A 16,790-nucleotide genomic window follows, 5' to 3' on the forward strand; every position below is an offset into this window, starting at 1 on the left:
GACGGCCTCACCCCAGCCGCGTCACCGCCTCCACCACCCGCCCCGCGCCGTCCTCGCCGCGCACCCGTGCCCCCAGCTGCGCCGCCCGGCGGGCGTATCCGGGCTCGCGGGTGACCCGGACGAGGGCCGCCGCCAGCGTGTCGGCGGTCAGCCGGCGCAGGGGGACCGTGCCCGGGGCCACCCCCAGCGCGACCAGCCGCTCGCCCCAGAAGCCCTCGTCGAACTGGATCGGCACCGGCACGGCAGGCACGCCCGCCCGTACGCCGGCCGCCGTCGTGCCCGCACCGCAGTGATGGACGACCGCGGCCATCCGCGGGAAGAGCAGCGCGTGCGGCGTCTCGTCGACCGTCATCATGTCCTCGCCCTCGGCCGTGAGCCCCGCCCAGCCGCGCTGGATCACCCCGCGCAGCCCCGCCCGCCGCAGCGCCGTGACGATCTCGGCGCCGAGCCGCCGGGGGTCGGGCACCGTCGCGCTGCCCAGCCCGACGAAGACCGGCGGCGGCCCCGCGTCCAGGAACTCCCGCAGACCGGACGGCAGCCGGGTGTCGCGGTCGTGGGGCCACCAATATCCGGTGACGTCCAGCTCCGCACGCCAGTCCCGGGGACGCGGCACCACCTGCGGACTGAAACCGTGCAGGACCGGCCAGCCGTGCCGCCGCCGTTTTCGCGGAGCGGTGACGGCGCGGCGGGCGGCGGGCAGCCCCAGCCGGGCCCGCACGGCCGGCAGCACCGGGGTGAAGATCCGCTCGACGGCCGCCTCGACGCCGTGCCCGGCGAGTCGGTTGCCGACCGCCCCCCAGGAGCCGCCGCCCAGCATCGGCGGGGCGAACTCGCCGGTGGGGGCGACGGGTTGGAGGTAGAGCCCGAGGCTCGGCAGGGACAACCCCTCGGCGATCGTGTGGCCGAGGGGCGCGACCGAGGCCGAGAGCAGCAGCGCGTCGGCCTCGCGGGCGGCGGCCAGCAGATCGTCGGCGATCCGCCCGACCAGCGTCCGTGCCATCCGGGTCACCCGCAGCAGCTTGCCGGGGCCGGTGGCGCTGCGATGCAGCCCCCGGCCCCGCGCGGACTCCAGCTCCGCCCGCGGGTCCAACGGCAGTGCGTGGAAGGCGACGCCCGTGCCCGCCACCAGCGGCGCGAACCGCGCGTGGGTGACCAGGGTGACCTGGTGTCCCGCACGCACGAGCGCGTGGCCCACACCTGTGAAGGGGGCCACGTCGCCCCGCGAACCCGCCGTCATGATCGCCACTCGCACGACGGACAGTATGGCGGCGGAACCGGACCGGGGTGAAGAACCCCGAGCGGGCGGCCGGTTGCATTTTGAGAGCGGTCACAATCACTTCGGTCGCAGCCGTTGACTTCATCCCCCGGCGGTTCTACTTTCGGCGCGCAATGCGTTCGGTTTGCCGACCTTCGTTCGATATATCGAAGTAGTTTCCCCGAAGCTGGAGCCGCCCCATGTTTCCTCCACCCCCCGCGCACCTCGCCCGGCACGGGAGATCCGCCGCCGCGCGGCTGCTCGCCCTGCTGCTGACGGTCGTCGCCGCCCTGATGTTCGCCCAGCCCGGCACGGCCGAGGCCGCCACCTCGCGTCAGATCGCCGTGCCGGCCGCCCCGATGGGCTGGGCCTCCTGGAACAGCTTCGCGGCCAAGATCGACTACAACGTCATCAAGCAGCAGGTCGACGCGTTCGTCGCCGCGGGCCTGCCGGCGGCCGGATACCAGTACATCAACATCGACGAGGGCTGGTGGCAGGGCACCCGTGACAGCGCGGGCAACATCACCGTGGACGAGTCGGAGTGGCCCGGCGGCATGAAGGCCATCGCCGACTACATCCACGGCAAGGGCCTCAAGGCCGGTATCTATACCGACGCCGGCAAGGACGGCTGCGGCTACTACTTCCCGACCGGCCGCCCCGCCGCCCCGGGCAGCGGCAGCGAGGGCCACTACGACCAGGACATGCTCCAGTTCTCCCGGTGGGGCTTCGACTTCGTGAAGGTCGACTGGTGCGGCGGCGACAAGGAGGGCCTCGACGCGAAGACGACGTTCCAGGCCATCAGCGACGCGATCACGACCGCCACGGCGACGACCGGCCGCCCGATGACCCTGTCGCTGTGCAACTGGGGCCGGCAGAACCCGTGGAACTGGGCTCCAGGCCAGGGGGCGATGTGGCGGACCAACGACGACATCATCCTGTTCGGCAACAAGCCGTCCATGGCCAACCTGCTGACCAACTTCGACCGCAACGTGCACCCCACGGCCCAGCACACCGGCTACTACAACGACGCGGACATGCTGATGGTCGGCATGGACGGCTTCACCGCCGCCCAGAACCGCACCCACATGAACCTGTGGGCCGTCTCCGGGGCGCCGCTCCTCGCCGGCAACAACCTGGCCACGATGACGACGGAGACGGCGAACATCCTCAAGAACCCCGAGGTCCTCGCCGTCGACCAGGACGCGCGGGGCCTGCAGGGCGTCAAGGTCGCCGAGGACAGCAGCGGGCTCCAGGTGTACGGCAAGGTCCTCGCCGGCACCGGCAAGCGCGCCGTCGTCCTGCTCAACCGGACCGGGGCCGCCGCGAACATCACCGCCCGCTGGGCCGACCTGGGCCTGACCGGTGCCTCCGCGACCGTGCGCGACCCGTGGGCCCGCGCCGACCTCGGCGCCTTCGCCACCGGTTACACGGCGAACGTCCCGGCCGGCGGCTCGGTCTTGCTCACCGTCAGCGGTGGCACCGAGGCGGCGGGCAGCACGTACACCGGAACGTCGAGCTTCTCCGGCGTGACCGCCGGCAACACCGGCCTGAAGGTCGTCGACGTCGCCTACACCAACACCGCTTCGACCGCCCGCACCGCGACTCTCAAGGTCAACGGCCAGACCACGACGACCGTCTCCTTCCCGCCGACGGGCTCCACGCAGGGCACGATCACCGTTCAGGTCGCCCTGTCGAAGGGCTCCGCCAACACGCTCGCCTTCACGGGCGCCCCGGCCCTCGCGGACATCACGGTCCGGCCCCTGCCCGGCGCTGACGGCAGCCTCGTCGTCGGCAAGCAGTCCGGCCGCTGCCTGGACATGTTCGACAGCACCATCACCAACGGCACGCAGGCGGAAATCTGGGACTGCAACGGCGGCTCCAACCAGGCCTGGACGTACACCTCCCGCAAGGAACTCGTGGTGTACGGCAACAAGTGCCTGGACGCCTACAACCGGGGCACCTCCAACGGCACCAAGGTCGTGATCTGGGACTGCACCGGCCAGAACAACCAGAAGTGGAACGTCAACGGCGACGGCACGATCACGAACGTCAACGCGGGCCTGTGCCTGGACGCGTACGGGGCGGCCACGGCCAACCGCACCCCGATCGTGCTGTGGACGTGCGGCGGCGGCGACAATCAGAAGTGGACCCTGAACTGACCTGACCAGCAACGAGGCCTGACGTGACGTCAGGCACAGCAGGACGCGGCCCGGCCGCCCGTGCCTCTGGGCGTGGGTGGCCGGCAGCCCACCGGCTCAGGCCTTTCTCAGGCCTCGAGGCCTCAGCGGGACCGCGGCACCGGGTCCGCCGCCGCTCACCGGCGTCGGCCGTGGTGCCGGCGGCCCGTGGCGGGCGCCGGCGGGAGCGGACGCCGCCGGGTCGCCCGCAGCGCCGTCCCCAGCAGGACGACGGTGGCCCGCCGCCCCACCGCGAAGACCGGCTCCGACAGCGAGGGCCGGGACGTCCGCGACCGGCCCGGGCCGGCCCGGACCGAGAAGGTCCAGGTCAACCGCGAGGTGACCTGGACCCCGGCGGTTTTCCTCCCTACTCGTCCCATGCCTGGATCATCGTCTGCTCGACGATCTTGCCGTCGCGCAGGGTGATCATCGACTCGGCGAGTACGCGCACGCCGTCCGGGTACCGGCAGGATTCGCTGTAGGCGGCACGGTCGCCCTGGACGATGCACTCCTCCAGCTTGTGGGTCATGTCCCGGCTGTAGACGTCGTCGAGCAGCTGGGCGATCTCGTCCCGACCGTGCAGCACCCGGGGCTTGCTCGGCTGGGTGTTGTGGTCGACGAGCCGCAGTTCCGCGTCGTCGGCGTAGAGCGACAGAAGTGTCGCCGCGGTCTGTCCTTCAATGCCCTGGCGCAGCGCCTCGGTGTCGAAGGCGGAGCCTGCCGCGGTGCCCATGGTGACCTCCTCGGAGGGCAGCGGCCGAGGGGAGAGGTGCCGCCGGGCCCTCACCTTCGAGGCTCCTCCGCCGAGCCGGGCTCGGCAAGCGCAGCGGCCCGCTCCACCTGTCGGGTGAGCGCGGGCGTCCGGCCGTGTCCGCCGGACCGGTCACGGCGTTGCTGAGGGCATGATCTCCACTCGACGCATCGCCGCCCTCGCCGCCCTCGCCGCCGGGCTCACGGGCCTCGCGGCGCCCATGGCGAGCGCGGCCGACGCCCCGGACGCCGGCCGGCTCAACCCGATGACCGCGCTGGACTCGCTCGCGACCTCCCAGATCCCGGCGGAGCACCGCTCCGAACTCCCGCCCGTCTCAAGGCAGTTGGGCGAGCTCAACAAGGTGATCCCGCTCCAGCGGTTGAGCGAGCTGCACCAGGTCACCGACCTCGCCGCCCCCGTCACCGGGCTGCTCGGCTGAGCGCCGTATCTCTCCTCGTGGGGGCCGTCCGGAGCACCGGGCGGCCCCCGCACCCGTTCACGGTGTCCGCGCCCTCGGGCGATCAGTCGAGCGTAGGGTCGGCACAGGGACGGACGACCGCCGACGAAAGGGCAGCCCATGCCGCAGGAAGTACGCGCAGTGATCGCACCGGGCCGGGACGAGCCGGTGCGGGTGGAGACGATCGTGATCCCGGATCCGGGTCCGGGGGAGGCGGTGGTGCAGGTCCAGGCCTGCGGGGTGTGCCACACCGATCTGCACTACAAGCAGGGCGGCATCAACGACGAGTTCCCCTTCCTGCTCGGGCACGAGGCGGCGGGCGTGGTCGAGGCGGTCGGCGAGGGCGTCACGGACGTCGCGCCGGGCGACTTCGTGATCCTGAACTGGCGGGCGGTGTGCGGCCAGTGCCGGGCCTGCCTGCGGGGCCGGCCGTGGTACTGCTTCGACACGCACAACGCGACGCAGCGGATGACCCTGCTGGACGGCACAGAGCTGTCGCCGGCCCTCGGGATCGGCGCCTTCGCGGAGAAGACGCTGGTGGCGGCCGGCCAGTGCACCAAGGTGGACGCCTCGGTGTCGGCGTCCGTGGCGGGGCTGCTCGGGTGCGGGGTGATGGCGGGCATCGGCGCCGCGATCAACACCGGCGAGGTCGCGCGCGGGGACAGCGTGGCCGTCATCGGATGCGGCGGCGTCGGCGACGCGGCGGTCGCCGGGTCACGGCTGGCCGGCGCGGCGAAGATCATCGCGGTGGACATCGACGACCGCAAGCTGGCGAAGGCCCGCGAGATGGGCGCCACGCACACCGTGAACTCCAAGGAGACCGACCCGGTCGAGGCGATCCGAGAGCTGACCGGCGGCTTCGGGGCCGACGTCGTCATCGAGGCGGTCGGCCGCCCGGAGACGTACCGGCAGGCCTTCTACGCCCGCGACCTCGCGGGCACCGTCGTCCTCGTCGGCGTCCCCACCCCCGAGATGAAGCTCGAACTCCCGCTCCTGGACGTGTTCGGCCGCGGCGGGGCGCTGAAGTCGTCCTGGTACGGCGACTGCCTGCCCTCACGTGACTTCCCCATGCTCATCGACCTGCATCTGCAGGGCCGCCTGGACCTGGGGGCGTTCGTCACCGAGACCATCGGGCTGGACGAGGTGGAGAAGGCGTTCGAGCGGATGCACCACGGGGACGTCCTGCGTTCGGTGGTGGTGCTGTGATGGCCGCGCGCATCGAACGCCTCGTCACCTCCGGCCGGTTCAGCCTCGACGGCGGCACCTGGGACGTCGACAACAACGTGTGGATCGTCGGCGACGACCACGAGGCGATCGTCATCGACGCCGCGCACGACGCCGACGCGATCCTCGCGGCCCTCGGCGGGCGACGGCTGACCGGCATCGTGTGCACCCACGCCCACAACGACCACGTCTCCGCCGCGCCCGCCCTCGCCGACGCGACCGGCGCCACGATCTGGCTGCACCCCGACGACCTGCCGCTGTGGAAGCTCACCCACCCGGACCGCGAACCGGACGCCCACCTGACCGACGGCCAGGTCATCGAGGCCGCCGGCGCCGATCTCACCGTGCTGCACACCCCCGGGCACGCACCCGGCGCCGTCTGCCTCCACGAGCCCGGACTGGGCGTGCTGTTCACCGGCGACACCCTCTTCCAGGGCGGCCCCGGCGCCACCGGCCGCTCCTACTCCCACTTCCCGACCATCATCGCCTCCATCAGGGACCGGCTGCTCGCCCTCCCGCCGGAGACGAAGGTGCTGACCGGGCACGGCGAAGCGACCACCATCGGCGCCGAGGCGCCCCACCTCCAGGAGTGGATCGACCGGGGCCACTGACGCGAAAAGACGGCGCGCCGCCGCACCGGACGGCCGTACCCTCACGGGCATGACCGGCACTCTCCTGACCCTGCACGGCACCCGCGTCCTGCGGTGCGCCCCCGACGGCCCACCGCTCGACGGGGAGCGCGCCGCACTCGACCTGATCGGCGACGCGTTCGGCCAGGACGCCCAGCTGGTGGCCGTGCCCGCGGAACGCGTCGGGGAGGACTTCTTCCGGCTGCGGTCCGGGGTCGCCGGCGAGGTCGTGCAGAAGTTCGTGAACTACCGGATACGGCTGGCCGTCGTCGGAGACGTCTCCCGGCAGCTGGCCGAGAGCTCCGCGCTGCGGGACTTCGTGCGGGAGGCGAACCGCGGCAGTCAGCTGTGGTTCCTGGCGGACGACGGCGCGCTGGACGACCGGCTGAACCCGGCCACCGGCTGAGCGCGGCACCGGCTGACCCCGGCCACCGGCCGGGCACGACCGCCGGATGACACCCGCGGGCCGAGCCCGGCCGGGTGAGGTCCGCGGAAAGGCGACAGAAGACGTCCGGATTTCCCGCGATCCTCGTGGTGACACCCCACACCGAGGAGCCGGGAGGCAGAACATGTCAGGACCGCTGGAGGGCCGGGTCGCCCTGGTCGCGGGAGCGACCCGGGGCGCCGGCCGGGGCATCGCCGTGGAGCTGGGCGCGGCCGGCGCCACCGTCTACGTGACCGGGCGCACCACCCGCGAGCGGCGCTCCGAGTACGACCGCCCCGAGACCGTAGAGGACACCGCCGACCTGGTCACCGAGGCCGGCGGCCGGGGCGTCGCCGTACCCACCGACCACCTCGACCCGGCGCAGGTGCGGGCCCTTGTCGAGCGCGTCGCGGACGAGCAGGGCCGCCTCGACGTCCTGGTCAACGACATCTGGGGCGGCGAGAAGCTCTTCGAGTGGGACACCCCCGTCTGGGAGCACGACCTGGACAACGGACTGCGGATGCTGCGGCTCGCCGTCGAGACCCACGCCGTCACCAGCCACCACGCCCTGCCGCTGCTGCTGCGCACGCCGGGCGGACTGGTCGTCGAGATGACCGACGGCACCGCCGAGTACAACCGCGACACCTACCGGGTGAACTTCTTCTACGACCTCGCCAAGGCCTCCGTCCTGCGCATGGCCTTCGCTCTCGCCCACGAGATCGGGCCCCGGGGGGCCACCGCCGTGGCGCTCACCCCCGGCTGGCTGCGCTCGGAGCTGATGCTCGCGGCGTCCGCGAGGACAACTGGCGCGACGCTCTCGACCGGGTCCCGCACTTCGCCATCTCGGAGACGCCCCGCTACGTCGGCAGCGCCGTCGCCGCGCTCGCCGCCGACCCGGACGTCGCCCGCCGCAACGGACAGTCGCTCTCCAGCGGCGGCCTCGCCCGGGAGTACGGCTTCACCGACCTCGACGGCAGCCGTCCGGACGCCTGGCGCTACCTCGTGGAGGTGCAGGACGCGGGAAAGCCGGCCGACACCACCGGCTACCGCTGAGCGTTCACGGCGACGGCGACGCCGAGGACGAGGGTGGCGGCATCGTCGGCCAGTGTGCCGGGTGGCCGGGCGGCAGGCCGAGGTCCTCGCGTACGGCCGCGTAGTAGCCCTCGCGGCCGGCGCGCTGCCGCTCCAGCAGCGCCTGCCAGGCCCGCGGATCGTGTGTTCCCTCCCGCAGGAAGCGCTCCATGTCCATCACCACGGTCACCCACGTCCGCGCCCGTTCCACCACGTCGCGGCTGCCCAGCATGACCAGCGCCTCACCCGCCGGATCGCGTCCGTCGGTGGCCTGCGCCAGCTGCGGCTCCGCCTCCTGCGGGGACAGCGGATAGGGGTGCGGGTCGTTGCCCAGGTGCGAGGCGACGCGGTACATCAGGTTGACCGACCTCTTCACCGCCCGCGCGTACTCGGCGTACACCGACAGCCGCCGCTCCTCCCACCGCGCCGACCGCTCGCGCGCGAACCTTGCCCGGTCGCTGCGCACGAGCGCGAGATACGAACCGAGGGCGCCGACGACGACGCCCAGGAGGGCGGGAAGCTGCTGGAGGAACGCGGACATACCCGCACGGAACCCTTTCTGAGGGCACGGTGACGCTCAACGGACCGTCGGATCATTTCACTTGATCTGACGGTCCGGAAGTTCACTGTTTCGTCACAGACCGGTGCCTACCACAACCACGGCCCCCGCCGGCCGGTCTACGTTGACGAAAACGCGGGAACAGTGGCAGGGAGAGGGCAGGTCATGGGGGACATACGCAGACGAGGGGCGGTCGTGCTCGGGATCACCGGGCTGGTCGCGCCGTTGACGCTCGCGTTGGGCGCGGCGCCGGCCCAGGCCGCGAGTTGCACGACGTCGGCCGGGCCGTACCAGAAGCAGGTGGAGAAGTTCCTCGGGCGGCCCGTGGACGGCAAGCAGTCGGGCGCCGACTGCTCGGCGATCCGGGCTTTCCAGAACAAGCACGGCATCACGCCGAACATCGGCTACGCGGGGCCCGTCACATGGGGCGTGATGGACCTCATGAACAAGCAGAAGGCGGTGGGCAACAAGCCCAACAAGGCGGGCAAGTGCCCCACCAACAAGGGCCGTATCGCCTGCGTCAACCTCACCCTCCAGATCAGCTGGATCCAGGACGGCAGCAGGCTGGTCTACGGACCGGTCCCGGTCCGCACCGGCCGTAACGGCTACGAGACCCGCACGGGTCTGAAGAAGATCTACTGGCGGCACATCGACCACGTGTCGACCATCTATAACGTGCCCATGCCCTACAGCCAGTTCTTCGACGGCGGCCAGGCCTTCCACTCGGTCGGCGTCAGCATGTGGAACCCGCCGGGCTCCCATGGCTGCGTGAACATGACGAGCACGACCGCCAAGAAGTACTGGTCGCTGCTGAAGAACGGCGACGACGTCTTCGTGTACGGGCGCAAGCCGGGCACCTGAGCCGGGGGCCGCGCCGCGTCACGCGGCGCGGCGCGACCGGCGCTCTGGGTCCCGGCGCCGGGCTCAGCGGAGGGCTGAACCGTGCCGCGGGGGTTGACAGATGGACGTGATCAGTAACACGTCCGATATGTCTGATTCATTCGTGATGACTCACGCGGCCTTCACCTCGGACGCCGTAAGATTCACACCATGTCCACCACTGTTGGAACCCTCTCCGAGCGATCGGCCGCGGAGGTCAACGAGGAGATCAGGGCCCTGTGGCTCCGGTCCGGCGGGACACTGAGCGTCGAGCAGCGTGAGGAGTACCAGCGGCTCGTCCTCGAGTGGGCCGCCGCACCGCAGCCCGTCGAAGCGGCCTGACCGCCTCCCGACCACCGGGCCGCCCCGCTTCCGTCCACGCACCGGCGCTCCTGGCCCCCCGGCTGACCCGCGCCTCCCGGTCTCACCGCCCCCCGCTCAGGACTTCGTCCGAGCCGGGGGGCTCCGCCGTGTCCGGCGGAGCCTGCGTCGGCGCCCGGCCGGGTCATCCCCAGGTCGCCGAGTAGTACCGCTGATAGGCCTTGCGGTCCTGTTCGGCGCGGATGTACCGGGTCGCGACCAGGGCGACCATGCTGCCCGCCAGGACCAGCAGACCGGGGCCGATGTTCTTCGGGTCGGTGAGCCGGGAGGCGAGGGTGGCGGTTTCGCCGCCACCGGTCACCGGGGTGGTCGAGCCCGGCGAGGCCGAACCCGGGGAGGCCGCCGACTGGGTGTTGGTGGCGGCCGGCGCGGGCTCGGCGGACGAGGCGGGCGCCCCGCCCTGGCCGTTGCCGGACGGCGCCGCCACAATCAGCTGGACGCCCAGCTGGTTCAGCGCGTCGCCCACCGGCTGGAAGAACGTCTGGCCGCCGGTCTTGCAGTCGCCGCTGCCGCCCGAGGTGATGCCGAGGGCGATGCCCTCGGAGAACATCGGGCCGCCGCTGTCGCCCGGTTCGGCGCACACGTTCGTCTCGATGAGCCCGCCGACCGTGCCCTCCGGGTAGTTCACCGTCGCGTCCAGGCCGGTCACCTCCCCGTCGCGCAGTCCGCTGGTGCTGCCGCTGCGGAACACCCGCTGGCCCACGGCCGCGTCGCCCGTGCCCGTGATCCGTACCCCGTTGCCGTTGCCGATGGCGACCACGTCGGCGCTCGCCCCCGCCTTGCCGCTCGCGTACTGCACCAGCGAGAAGTCGCTGCCGGGGAAATTGGAGTTGACCGTCTGGCCCACCTGCTGCTTGGCCTGGTTGTCGGCGAACCAGGTCGACCCGGTGGGGCCGCAGTGCCCGGCGGTGAGGATGAAGTCGCTGGTCCCGTTGGTCACGTTGAAGCCGGCCGAACAGCGTCCGCCGGTCGACAGGATGGGCTGTGCCCCGTTGATCCGGGTGGTGAACGTGCCGGTGGTGCGCTCCATGCGGACGAAGCTGCCGATACCGCCGGCCGTCCGCGTCAGCTTCGACCAGTCCGAGGACGACACGGTGCTGTCGCCCTGCACGACGATCTGGTTGGACCGGTAGTCCATCACCCACGCCGTGCCGGCCACCCGCGGAGCCGAACGCAGCGCCGCCGTGGCCGACTTGAGCTCGTTCATGCTGTGCGACACGACCTTCGCGACGGCGCCCGCCGCCCGCACGGCCTCGGCCGTCTTCTCGTCGGTGACGCCGACGACGGGTCGCCCCTCGGAGTCGAGCCAGGTGCCGGCCGTGCGCGCGGCGCCGAACTTCTCGACGAGCGCCGCCCCCGGGTTCGTGACGACGGACTCCGCGGCGCTGCGCGGAACCGCCGCCGTGCCGGGCGGCTCGCTCGCCATGGCGGCCTGCGTGACCATGGCTCCTCCCAGGAGAAGTCCGCCGACCGCCGCCAGCCGTGTCACTCGCCGGACGGTCCGTCGTCGTACGTGCCTCATGCCTGGCTCCCGAAACCCTGAACGCGCGGACTCAACACCGCGGGGCCCTCCGGTCGTTGAGCACCCTCACCTCCATACGCGCGAAAACCCGGGAGTGTTCAGCCGCCGGCCGCCGGAAGTGATCGCGGCCGGCAACCGCGCGCCGACCGAGCGAAGACCCGCGGCCTCGTGCGTTCGCGTCCCGCTGCCGGCGCCTCACGCCCACCGGTGGGAAGCGGCGCGTCGCACCCGACCGCAGCGCCCCCGGGGCCGCCGGACCGGCCGGATCTCCGGGTGTACGGGAGCGACGTGACCTCCCGGGACTGCGGGACCGTCCGCCTACGAAAGACCCTGGGCGCGGGAGTCGACCGGAGCGGACGGTCCCCCCGATTCCCGGGCCGGTCCCAGCCGTGCCCAGCTCCGCTCGTCGCCCCACACGGCCGCCGCGCCGGTGTACGGCCGCAGCAGCGCGGAGAGCGCCGGGTCGCCGCGGCCGTTGAGCTCGTCCGAGGCGATGCGGCGGGCGATGCCGGCCAGGAAGTCGGCGAGCTGCACCCGGGCGTCGAACCGCGAGACGACCAGCCGGAGCCCCGCGAGCCGGATGCCGCGTCGCCGCGCCTCGCCCTCGATCCAGGCGATCCGCTCCGGGGTGAGCATGTTCTGGCGGTCGTGCGCGAGCCGGACCGGACGCCCGCCGTCGCTCCAGTGGGCCGCGGTGTGCAGGATCGAAGGGAGCAGTGGATTGAGGACCGGGGCGAGCACGAACGGACCGTCCTGGATTCCGGCGCGGTAGGACAGGGCGCGCGGGCGTTCCTTCGAGAGCCGCCCGAGAACGTCCGCCGCCGGTGTCCCCGGATGCCGGCCGCGCAGGGTGTCGACCAGGTGGAAGAAGCGCGCCACGGGCGTGTGCGGCGTGTCAGGCGGCTCGTCGTGACGCACCCACAGCAGGTGGTTCGCCGCCTCCAGGAACGACGTCCACTCCTCCCCGGTGAACGTCCGCCGTCCTTCCGCGAAAAGGGAGACGGCCGCCCCGGGATCGTCCAGCAGCAGGTCGACGGCCCGGTCCACGATGTAGAAGGGTTTCTCCACCAGGTGCACGTGGGCACGCCCGTGCAGCGGCCCCGACGGCGAGAGCAGCCACTCCAGGACGGCCCGGTGTTTCTCCCGGAGCAGATGGTTCGCCTTGTACTCCTCCGCGGGCGAACGGATCCGGTCGCGGATCTCCTGTACGTGCCCGGCGGCGGATGCGGCCGACAGCAGCACACTGGCGTGGGCGAACACATCCGTGTTGCCGCCGGTGAGGTTCTCGCCGTCCGAGCCCGATTCGTCGCAGGCGATCTCCCGGATGCCCGCGGCGTCCGCCGCGACTGTCCCGTTCACGTGATCCCAGGTCACACCACGGCCCCCTATCTTGTGCCCATGACCAGCATCCCGCACGAGACGCCAGGTGAACCGAATCCGCTGAACGCCCTCACTCTCGATCTGCTGCGCCGCCGCACGAGCATGAAGTGGCGGACCCATCCTTCTGACGTCCTGCCGCTGTGGGTCGCCGAGATGGACGTGCCGCTCGCCGAGCCGGTCGTCCGCGCGGTGACGCGGGCCCTCACGCTCGGCGACACCGGCTATCCGTCGGGCACGGCCTATGCGCGGGCGCTGGCCGAGTTCGCCGCCAAGCGCTGGGGCTGGGACGGGCTCGCGGTCGAGCGGACGGCGATCGTACCGGACGTGATGCTGGGCGTCGTCGAGATGCTGAAGCTGGTGACCGCACCCGGCGACGCCGTGGTGGTCAACCCGCCGGTGTATCCGCCGTTCTTCGCGTTCGTCGCGCATATGGACCGGCGCATCGCCGAGGCGCCCCTCGGCGCGGACGGCCGGCTCGACCTCGACGTGCTGGAGCAGGCCTACCGGCGGGCCGTCGCGGGCGGCGGGCGCGCCGCCCACCTGCTGTGCAGCCCGCACAACCCGACCGGCACCGTGCACACGGCCCGGGAACTGGCCGCCGTCGCCGCGCTCGCCGACCGCTACGGCGTACGGGTGGTCGCCGACGAGATCCACGCCCCGCTCGCTGCCCCGGACGGCGACTTCGTGCCCTACCTCGCCGTCCCGGGCGCACAGAACGGTCTGTCGCTGATGTCGGCCTCGAAGGGCTGGAACCTGGCCGGGCTCAAGGCGGCCCTGGCGATCGCGGGCCCCGACGCGGCGGCCGACCTCGCCCGGATGCCCGAGGAGGTCGGCCACGGGCCGAGCCATGTCGGCGTCCTCGCGCACACCGCGGCCTTGTCCGAGGGCACGGCCTGGCTGGACGCGCTGCTCGCCGGCCTCGACGACAACCGCCGTCTGCTCACCGCTCTCCTCGCCGAGCACCTGCCCGGCGTCGGGTACCGGCCGGGCGGGGCGACCTACCTTGCCTGGCTCGACTGCCGGGCCCTGGGGCTCGGGGACGATCCGGCCGCGGTCTTCCTGGAGCGGGGCCGGGTGGCTCTCAGCCCCGGACCGGACTTCGGCACGGGCGGAGCCGGGCACGTGCGGCTGAATCTGGCCACCTCGCCGGAGATCCTCACCGAGGGGGTGCGGAGGATGGCCCGCGCCGCCGTGCGCTGAGGCCGGTCATCACCGTCGGCGGCGGACCGTCCCGCGGGAGCCGCCGGGGTGATGAGCGGGCGCGGGTGCCTAGACTGCGGCCATGGACGACAAGTCGCTCGACCGGCTGGCGGCGGGAAAGTATCTGCTGATCACCAGCTACCGCAAGAACGGGACGCCGGTCGCCACCCCCGTGTGGGTGGTGCGCGACGGCGACGCGCTCGGGGCCTGGTCGGCCGCCGACGCCTGGAAGGTGAAGCGCATCAGAGCGCGCGGCGACGTCCTCGTCGGCCCGTGCGACGTACGGGGCAACCCGACCGGCGACCAGATCCCGGCCACCGCCGAGATCTGTGACGCGCGGACCACCGCCCGCTACCGCACGCTGCTCGCCCGCAAGTACGGCGTCCTCGGCCGGCTCACCCTGCTGGGCAGCCGGCTGCGCCGGGGGCTGGACGGGACGGTGGGCATCCGCATCACGCTGTGAGCGGACGAGGACGCGGCGGGGGAGGGGGTGCGGACCGTAGGGCTGTCCGGGCCCTCTCCGGCCGTCGGGGTCGGTGCGCGGCGCGTCCACCACTCGCGCGCGGCGCTCAGTGCCAGGCGCGGTACGGCTCGTCGAGCAGCTGGAAGACCGGCTCCCCGCGCACCGGGTCCTGCGCCGTGGACAGCCGGACGCGGGCGCCGCTGTGGATGCCGACGAGCGGTCCCATGACCCTGCCGCGCACGACGAACCCCTCGGCCATCTCGACCAGCGACACATTGCGCGCGGCCGGGGTGTTGCGGTGCACGACCGTGGCGTGACGGACCGTTCCGGCGCCCTCGCTGCGCTCGGTGCGCAGATCGCTGCCCTGGCACACCGGACACAGCAGCCGGTGGTACATCGTGGTGGCGCACCAGGTGCAGCGCTGGAAGAGGATGGTGTCGCCGTCGGCGCGCGGACGGTCGAGGACGCCCGCCGTGGAGCGGACGGTCTGCTGTACGGCGGTTCCTGAGGGGTGGTACACGCGGGTCAACTCCCTGCACTCGGCCGGAATCCACGTGCGCGGTTCACCCGTGCACGCACGTGCCCGGTCGACCGTGCCGCCGTGCACGGCCACAGCGTATGGCACTCAGTGTCACAGGTAAAGGCACTGCGTACCCTGATCTCAGGGGTTCCGGTCCGGCTCGAGCCTCGTCTCGATCTCCCGGACCACACGCCACAGCGGCGTTCCGCGCCGGGCGACCACCACCACGACGTCCTCCGGGTGCTCGGCGGCGGGCGACAGCGCCGCGGAGGCGGGGGCGGGGGCGGGGGCGGCAGCGGGGGCGGGGGGAGTGCCGAAGGCCGACTGCACGAAGCCGAGGGCGTGGTCCACCGTCGCCGTCGCGTCACCCCGGCCGTCCGAACGCAGCCAGGAGCGCAGGGCGTTGTTGTGCGCGGCCACCACCGCGGCCGCGATGACGTCGGCGTGCAGGGTGCCGTGCGTGCGTCCGGTGAGACGGCCGCGCAGGTACTCGGCCAGGGCGCGCTCGTAACGCCAGACCACCGACAGCTCGTACGCGCGCAGCCCGGGGACCTGCTTGGTGAGCCGGTAGCGCTGTACGGAGAAGGAGGGGTTCTCCGCGTACATCAGCAGGACGAGCCGGGCGGCGTCGCAGACGCGTCGCACCGGCTCGTGCCGCTCGTCGCTCGCGGCGAGGAAGGCGGTCATGTCGGCCAGGCACCGCTCGTGGTCGGGGAAGACCACGTCCTCCTTGGAGGGGAAGTAGCGGAAGAAGGACCGCCGGCCGACCCCCGCGAGCGCCACGATGTCGTCGACGGTGGTCTGTTCGTACCCGCGCTCCAGGAACAGCCGGAAGGCCGCCGCGACCAGGGAGTCCCGCATGGGCGGCTTGGGCTGCGCCTTGTCAGTCGCGCTCATGGACGGGAACGTAACACCTGAACCACGCCGATGGCACTCGGTTCCCTCTTACAGGGAACGGAGTGCCGGATCGGTGTCGGTCAGAGCCGCTCCGCCGCCTCGACCACATTGGTGAGCAGCATGGCCCGCGTCATCGGCCCGACGCCGCCGATCGGCGGCGCGAAGGAGCCGGCGACGTCGCTCACGTCCGGGTGGACGTCGCCGAGGATGCCCTCGACGGTGCGCGTGAGGCCCACGGACAGCACGGTCGCACCCGGCTTGATCCAGTCGGGGCGGACCATGTGGGCCACACCCGCCGCGGCCACCACCACGTCCGCCTCGCGGGCGTGCGCGGCCGTGTCCTGCGTGGCCTCGTGGCACAGGGTCACGGTGGCGTGCTCGGTGGCGCGGGTCAGCATCAGGCCCAGCGGCCGGCCCACGGTGACGCCGCAGCCGATCACGCAGAACTGCTGCCCCGTGATCTCCACGTGGTTGCGGCGCAGCAGGTCGATGATGCCGCGCGGGGTGCAGGGCAGCGGGCCCGGGATGCCCAGCACCAGCCGGCCCAGGTTCGTCGGGTGCAGGCCGTCGGCGTCCTTGACCGGGTCGATCAGCTCCAGCACCGCGTGGGTGTCGATGTGGGCGGGGAGCGGGAGCTGCACGATGAACCCGGTGCACGCCGGATCGGCGTTCAGCCGGAGCACGGCGGCCTCCACGTCGGCCTGGGAGGCGTCGGCGGGCAGCTCCACCCGGATCGAGGCGATGCCGACCTGGGCGCAGTCACGGTGCTTGCCGCCCACGTAGGAACGGCTGCCCGCGTCGTCGCCGACGAGGATCGTGCCGAGCCCGGGGATGACACCGCGTTCCTTCAACGCCTGTACGCGCAGGGCGAGTTCGCTCTTGATGTCGGCCGCGGCGGCCTTGCCGTCGAGAAGTGTTGCGGTGGTCACGGGATCGCGAGCCCTTCAGGAGATAAGAACGACGGTCCTGTCATCGTACGACCCCATCGTCCGCCGGCACCC

General features: G+C 72.5%; 18 protein-coding genes and 1 pseudogene. 10 read left to right on the top strand and 9 right to left on the bottom strand.

The window, feature by feature from the left end:
- Positions 1-7 precede the first annotated feature (7 nt).
- Complete coding sequence (locus QF032_RS36160) at positions 8-1,237, bottom strand: glycosyltransferase (RefSeq protein ID WP_307050480.1); 1,230 nt, start codon at positions 1,235-1,237, stop codon at positions 8-10.
- Positions 1,238-1,455: 218 nt separating this feature from the next.
- Between QF032_RS36160 and QF032_RS36165 the strand changes: the two genes are divergently transcribed.
- Complete coding sequence (locus QF032_RS36165; protein ID WP_307048543.1) at positions 1,456-3,414, top strand: RICIN domain-containing protein; 1,959 nt, start codon at positions 1,456-1,458, stop codon at positions 3,412-3,414.
- Between the two features lie 155 nt (positions 3,415-3,569).
- Here the strand turns inward: QF032_RS36165 and QF032_RS36170 are convergent, their stop codons facing one another.
- Entirely contained in the window at positions 3,570-3,812 is a 243-nt protein-coding gene (locus tag QF032_RS36170; protein WP_307059397.1) for a hypothetical protein, read from the bottom strand.
- A complete protein-coding gene (locus tag QF032_RS36175) occupies positions 3,800-4,165 on the bottom strand; it encodes a nuclear transport factor 2 family protein (protein ID WP_057577438.1) in 366 nt (121 codons plus the stop codon). Before QF032_RS36175 ends, QF032_RS36170 begins: the two co-directional genes overlap by 13 nt.
- A gap of 169 nt (positions 4,166-4,334) precedes the next feature.
- On the opposite strand from QF032_RS36175, the gene QF032_RS36180 reads away from it, so the two are divergent.
- The 5 genes and pseudogenes from QF032_RS36180 (at position 4,335) to QF032_RS36200 (ending at position 7,970) form a co-directional block, all read left to right on the top strand.
- Positions 4,335-4,622 carry a hypothetical protein gene (locus QF032_RS36180; protein WP_307059399.1) on the top strand — a complete coding sequence of 96 codons (288 nt, stop codon included), beginning with the start codon at positions 4,335-4,337 and terminating at the stop codon, positions 4,620-4,622.
- A gap of 138 nt (positions 4,623-4,760) precedes the next feature.
- Positions 4,761-5,846 carry an S-(hydroxymethyl)mycothiol dehydrogenase gene (locus tag QF032_RS36185; protein ID WP_307048549.1) on the top strand — a complete coding sequence of 362 codons (1,086 nt, stop codon included), beginning with the start codon at positions 4,761-4,763 and terminating at the stop codon, positions 5,844-5,846.
- The gene (locus QF032_RS36190) at positions 5,846-6,475 is read left to right on the top strand and encodes an MBL fold metallo-hydrolase (protein ID WP_306946234.1); all 630 of its coding nucleotides are present in this window, start codon (positions 5,846-5,848) and stop codon (positions 6,473-6,475) included. The genes QF032_RS36185 and QF032_RS36190 overlap by 1 nt, the downstream gene beginning before the upstream one ends.
- 49 nt (positions 6,476-6,524) lie before the next feature.
- Positions 6,525-6,899: a DUF4180 domain-containing protein gene (locus QF032_RS36195; RefSeq protein ID WP_307048551.1), complete on the top strand. Its 375-nt coding sequence runs from the start codon at positions 6,525-6,527 to the stop codon at positions 6,897-6,899.
- 163 nt (positions 6,900-7,062) lie between these two features.
- Positions 7,063-7,970 (top strand): annotated as a pseudogene (locus tag QF032_RS36200) (SDR family oxidoreductase).
- A 4-nt stretch (positions 7,971-7,974) separates the two neighbouring features.
- Here QF032_RS36200 and QF032_RS36205 read toward each other — a convergent pair.
- A complete protein-coding gene (locus QF032_RS36205) occupies positions 7,975-8,529 on the bottom strand; it encodes a hypothetical protein (RefSeq protein WP_307059401.1) in 555 nt (184 codons plus the stop codon).
- A 183-nt stretch (positions 8,530-8,712) separates the two neighbouring features.
- On the opposite strand from QF032_RS36205, the gene QF032_RS36210 reads away from it, so the two are divergent.
- On the top strand, positions 8,713-9,408 hold the full coding sequence (locus QF032_RS36210; RefSeq protein WP_306946226.1) for a L,D-transpeptidase family protein: 696 nt from the start codon (positions 8,713-8,715) through the stop codon (positions 9,406-9,408).
- 189 nt (positions 9,409-9,597) lie between these two features.
- A complete protein-coding gene (locus QF032_RS36215) occupies positions 9,598-9,768 on the top strand; it encodes a hypothetical protein (protein WP_107445596.1) in 171 nt (56 codons plus the stop codon).
- A 163-nt stretch (positions 9,769-9,931) separates the two neighbouring features.
- Here QF032_RS36215 and QF032_RS36220 read toward each other — a convergent pair whose 3' ends face one another.
- A complete protein-coding gene (locus QF032_RS36220; protein ID WP_306946223.1) occupies positions 9,932-11,329 on the bottom strand; it encodes a S1 family peptidase in 1,398 nt (465 codons plus the stop codon).
- A 318-nt stretch (positions 11,330-11,647) separates the two neighbouring features.
- Positions 11,648-12,688 (bottom strand): hypothetical protein, encoded by a 1,041-nt coding sequence (locus tag QF032_RS36225; RefSeq protein ID WP_307059403.1) that lies wholly within the window; start codon positions 12,686-12,688, stop codon positions 11,648-11,650.
- Positions 12,689-12,727: 39 nt separating this feature from the next.
- Between QF032_RS36225 and QF032_RS36230 the strand changes: the two genes are divergently transcribed.
- Together QF032_RS36230 and QF032_RS36235 are read left to right on the top strand one after the other, a co-directional pair.
- A complete protein-coding gene (locus tag QF032_RS36230; RefSeq protein WP_307048560.1) occupies positions 12,728-13,909 on the top strand; it encodes a MalY/PatB family protein in 1,182 nt (393 codons plus the stop codon).
- A gap of 82 nt (positions 13,910-13,991) precedes the next feature.
- Positions 13,992-14,372: a PPOX class F420-dependent oxidoreductase gene (locus QF032_RS36235; RefSeq protein WP_306946220.1), complete on the top strand. Its 381-nt coding sequence runs from the start codon at positions 13,992-13,994 to the stop codon at positions 14,370-14,372.
- Between the two features lie 106 nt (positions 14,373-14,478).
- Here QF032_RS36235 and QF032_RS36240 read toward each other — a convergent pair whose 3' ends face one another.
- The 3 genes from QF032_RS36240 to QF032_RS36250 form a co-directional block, all read right to left on the bottom strand.
- On the bottom strand, positions 14,479-14,892 hold the full coding sequence (locus tag QF032_RS36240; RefSeq protein ID WP_307048562.1) for a Zn-ribbon domain-containing OB-fold protein: 414 nt from the start codon (positions 14,890-14,892) through the stop codon (positions 14,479-14,481).
- 141 nt (positions 14,893-15,033) lie between these two features.
- Positions 15,034-15,789 (bottom strand): TetR family transcriptional regulator, encoded by a 756-nt coding sequence (locus QF032_RS36245; protein WP_307059404.1) that lies wholly within the window; start codon positions 15,787-15,789, stop codon positions 15,034-15,036.
- A gap of 80 nt (positions 15,790-15,869) precedes the next feature.
- Entirely contained in the window at positions 15,870-16,718 is an 849-nt protein-coding gene (locus tag QF032_RS36250) for a bifunctional methylenetetrahydrofolate dehydrogenase/methenyltetrahydrofolate cyclohydrolase (RefSeq protein WP_306946218.1), read from the bottom strand.
- Positions 16,719-16,790 lie beyond the last annotated feature (72 nt).

Source organism: Streptomyces achromogenes (assembly GCF_030816715.1).
Classification (GTDB): domain Bacteria; phylum Actinomycetota; class Actinomycetes; order Streptomycetales; family Streptomycetaceae; genus Streptomyces; species Streptomyces achromogenes_A.